Genomic DNA, 3,482 nt, shown 5'->3' with positions numbered 1-3,482 from the left:
GTTGATCCGCGACTACACCGCGCGGCGGGCACCGATGGTGGAACGTCCGCAGGGATCGACGCACGCACAGCGTATTCTCGATTTCTATTTCTGGATGGCGCGCGAGGACGCGGCCAACTTCATCGCCTTCCCTGCCTTGTGGAGCGTGTCGGCGCGCTGGTCGCCGGCCGTGGAGGCCGAAATGAACACGGCGCTCCGTCGCATGCGCGAACCGGTACGGTTGGAACTCAGTCGTGGCATGGGCGCCGGCGAGTTCCGCGGCGTCGACATCCAGCATGCCGACGAGATGATCTGGCAGAGCTACCAGCACGGCCTGCGCGCGGTGTCGGTCAACGGCGGCACCCCTGCCATGGCAGTGCCCCAGGTATTCAAGACGCTGGAAGCGCTGTCGGCCTGATCCGGGCACGACGCGCGTAAAGAAAAACGGCCTCCACGGGAGGCCGTTTCCCTGTCAGCGGGACGATGGCTCAGTCGCGTCCATTGCCCTTGCCGTTCCCCTTGCCAGGGTTGCCCTTGCCGCTGTTGCCAGGTCCCTTGCCGGCATTGCCCGGCCCGTGTCCCGCATGGTCATTCCTGGCCGGACCCGCCTGCGGCTTGCCGCCGGCAGCGCCCTTGCCCTGGCCCGGCCCGTGCTTGGACCAGTCGACACTGATGCGCTGGTCGACGCGGATGGGGTAACCCCAGCGATCGTACGTGCCTGCCGCACCCTTCTTCAGGGCATGGAAGGCAGGGGAGCCGGGCTTGATGCCCATCTGCTTGGCGAGATTGCCCCAGCCCTGGCCGGGATTGCGCTCGTACCGCTGCACCACGTCCACGCAGGGAATCCCCAGGGCGCGCGCGATGGAGCACGCGAAGTACACGTCGCCAGGTGCCCAACCGCGACGGTCGAGCAGATCCAGCACGAGCGAGCGCGGCGCGCCGTAGTAGCCCGTCATCTCCGACACGAACGGATCGCGGTAACGGCGCCCGTAATCGTTGATCTCGCCGAGCCGGGTATCCACCCAGACATCGCCGGTGCGGATGTTGTAGCCCACCGTCTGTGCGTGGGCCGGCAAGCTGCAGGCCATCGCCCAGCCCAGCGATGCCGCGAGTACCGTTGCTCTCAGTGCCTTCATGTCCGTTCTCCTCCAGTGCGGTGGCGAGAGTCTTCGCACGATCGGCTGAATACGCAATGACGCTGCGGGCCTTCTGTGAGAAGGAACGGCGGCCGCAAGCGTGACGGTGATCACTCGCGCCTTCAAGCCAACGCCTACACTGCGCGGGCGCCGGGGTGGCGCAGCCGACCTGTCCCGTTCCCGTTGAGCGACGAATCCACCGACTCCCCTCGCCGTCACCCGGCCCTCGCCATGAAGCCCAAACGTCGAGATTTCCGCCTGGACATCATCGTCCTGCTGGGCTCCATCACRGCAGTGACCATCGCCTCGTTCGGCGTGTACAGGGCCTGGCAGGGGCACACCAGCATGGCCGCCTTCGACCTCGCCGTCGTCCTGGTCGTGGTGGCGCCTGTCGTCTATGCGTGGCGCACGGGCGACAGCCTGCGTGCCGGCAACGTGCTGGCGGCGTTCAATTCGTGCGCCACGTTCGGTGCGTGCCTGATGCTCGGCCATACGGCGCTCACCTGGACCTACCTGGTGCTGCTGACCAACTTCTTCATCGCGCATCGCTGGGTGGCGGTAGGTTGCAACGTCGCGCTGATCGTCGGCATCCAGCTGATGCCCGGCTTCTTCCACGACGGCGTGCATGCGATCTCCGTGTTCGTCAGTGCCGCGCTTATCACCGCGTTCTCGCTGATCTTCGCCTCCCGCACGCAGGACGACCGCGTGCAACTCGAGCGCCTGGCCGCCATCGACGCACTGACCGGCGTCCCGAACCGGCGCAGCATGGAGCGTGCGCTGGGCGACGCGGTCGACCGCTTCCAGCGCGGCGAATGCTGCTTCGGCCTGGTGGTCCTGGACCTGGACCACTTCAAGGACGTCAACGACCAGTACGGACACGCGGCGGGCGATGCCGCCATCGCCGACCTGGCCTCCATTCTCCGCTTCGAGATGCGTCGCAACGACCAGGTGTTCCGTTTCGGTGGCGAGGAATTCGTGGCGCTGCTGCAGCTCGACAACACCGAGGACCTGGAGCGCGCCACCGAGCGGCTGCGCAAGGCCGTCCGTGGCGCGTTGCGTGGACCCGGGGGCCGCATCACCATCTCGCTGGGCGCCGCCCTGTTGAGGGAACAGGAAAAGACCTGGCACGACTGGTTCTCGCGCGCGGATGCCGCGCTCTACCGTGCCAAGTCGGCCGGGCGCGACAGCTACGTGATCGCGGACGAGCTGTTCTAGGAGGGCGCGGAGAAAGTGGGGAGTGAGGAAACCCCATTCCTCTCACCCCTCACTCCTCGCTCCATCACTCACTTCTCGTTTCCAGCCCACCACCACCGGTACAGCACCGGCAGCACCACCAGCGTCAGCAACGTTGACGACACGATGCCGCCGATTACCACCGTCGCCAGCGGACGCTGCACCTCCGAACCCGCACCGACATTGAACGCCATCGGCAGGAAGCCGAGCGAGGCGACCAGCGCCGTCATCAGCACCGGCCGCAGGCGACCGAGCGCGCCCTCCACCACCGCCTCGTCCAGAGGCATGCGCTGCGCGCGCAGCTTGCGGATGAAGGCGATCATCACCAGCCCGTTGAGCACGGCCACGCCCGACAGCGCGATGAACCCCACCCCGGCCGAGATCGACAGGGGAATCCCGCGCAYGGCCAGCGCGATGACGCCACCGGTCAATGCCAGCGGGACGCCGGTGAAGACGATCGCGGCGTCCTTCGCCGAGCCGAACGCCCAGAACAAGAGCGCGAAGATTACCACCAGCGTCGCCGGTACGACGATCGCCAGGCGCTGGCTGGCCGAGATCAGCTGTTCGAACGTGCCGCCGTAGTCGATCCAGTAGCCTGCGGGCAGCTGCACCTCGGCGCCCACGCGCGTGCGCAGGTCATCGACGAAACCGCCGAGATCGCGACCGCGCACGTTGGCCGTCACCACCACGCGGCGCTTGCCGTTCTCGCGGTTGACCTGGTTCGGCCCCAGCGTGGTCTCGATCTTCGCCACCTCGCGCAACGGCACCGTGCCCGGCGTTCCCGAGACCCAGCTTGCCGCGCGCGTCGATTCGTCCTCGTTGCCGGCACCTCCCAGCGGAATCGGCAGGTCGTGCAGGGCGGCCGGATCCTGCCGCATCGTTTCCGGCAGGCGCACCACGATGTCGAAACGACGGTCGCCCTCGAACAGTTGCCCCGCCACCTCGCCACCGACCGCCGTCGCCACAGTGTCCTGCACGTCGCCGGGATTCAGGCCGTAACGGATCAATGCCTGCCGGTCCGGCGTGATGGTGAGCAGCGGCAGGCCGGTGGCCTGTTCCATGCGCACGTCGGCTGCACCTTCGATCGTCTTCGCGACAGCCTCGATACGCTCGCCCACTTCCACCAGCGTATCG

At 67.3% G+C, this 3,482-nt stretch carries 4 protein-coding genes; 2 read left to right on the top strand and 2 right to left on the bottom strand.

Annotation, left to right across the window (positions count from 1 at the left end; translation table 11 throughout):
- Positions 1 to 397 (top strand): hypothetical protein (locus tag AC04L7_RS14700; RefSeq protein ID WP_475513286.1); only part of this gene is annotated, 397 nt, incomplete at its 5' end.
- A gap of 70 nt (positions 398 to 467) precedes the next feature.
- Here AC04L7_RS14700 and AC04L7_RS14695 read toward each other — a convergent pair.
- Entirely contained in the window at positions 468 to 1,115 is a 648-nt protein-coding gene (locus AC04L7_RS14695) for a hypothetical protein (protein ID WP_435998914.1), read from the bottom strand.
- Positions 1,116 to 1,346: 231 nt separating this feature from the next.
- Between AC04L7_RS14695 and AC04L7_RS14690 the strand changes: the two genes are divergently transcribed.
- On the top strand, positions 1,347 to 2,330 hold the full coding sequence (locus tag AC04L7_RS14690; RefSeq protein WP_435998916.1) for a GGDEF domain-containing protein: 984 nt from the start codon (positions 1,347 to 1,349) through the stop codon (positions 2,328 to 2,330).
- Between the two features lie 68 nt (positions 2,331 to 2,398).
- Here the strand turns inward: AC04L7_RS14690 and AC04L7_RS14685 are convergent.
- A partial coding sequence (locus tag AC04L7_RS14685; protein ID WP_475513285.1) for an efflux RND transporter permease subunit occupies positions 2,399 to 3,482 on the bottom strand: 1,084 nt, incomplete at its 5' end.

The organism is Pseudoxanthomonas sp. LjRoot204_2 (genome assembly GCF_056175765.1).
Note: the sequence above shows the minus strand (reverse complement) of the source record. Positions and strands in the feature narration are given on the sequence as shown.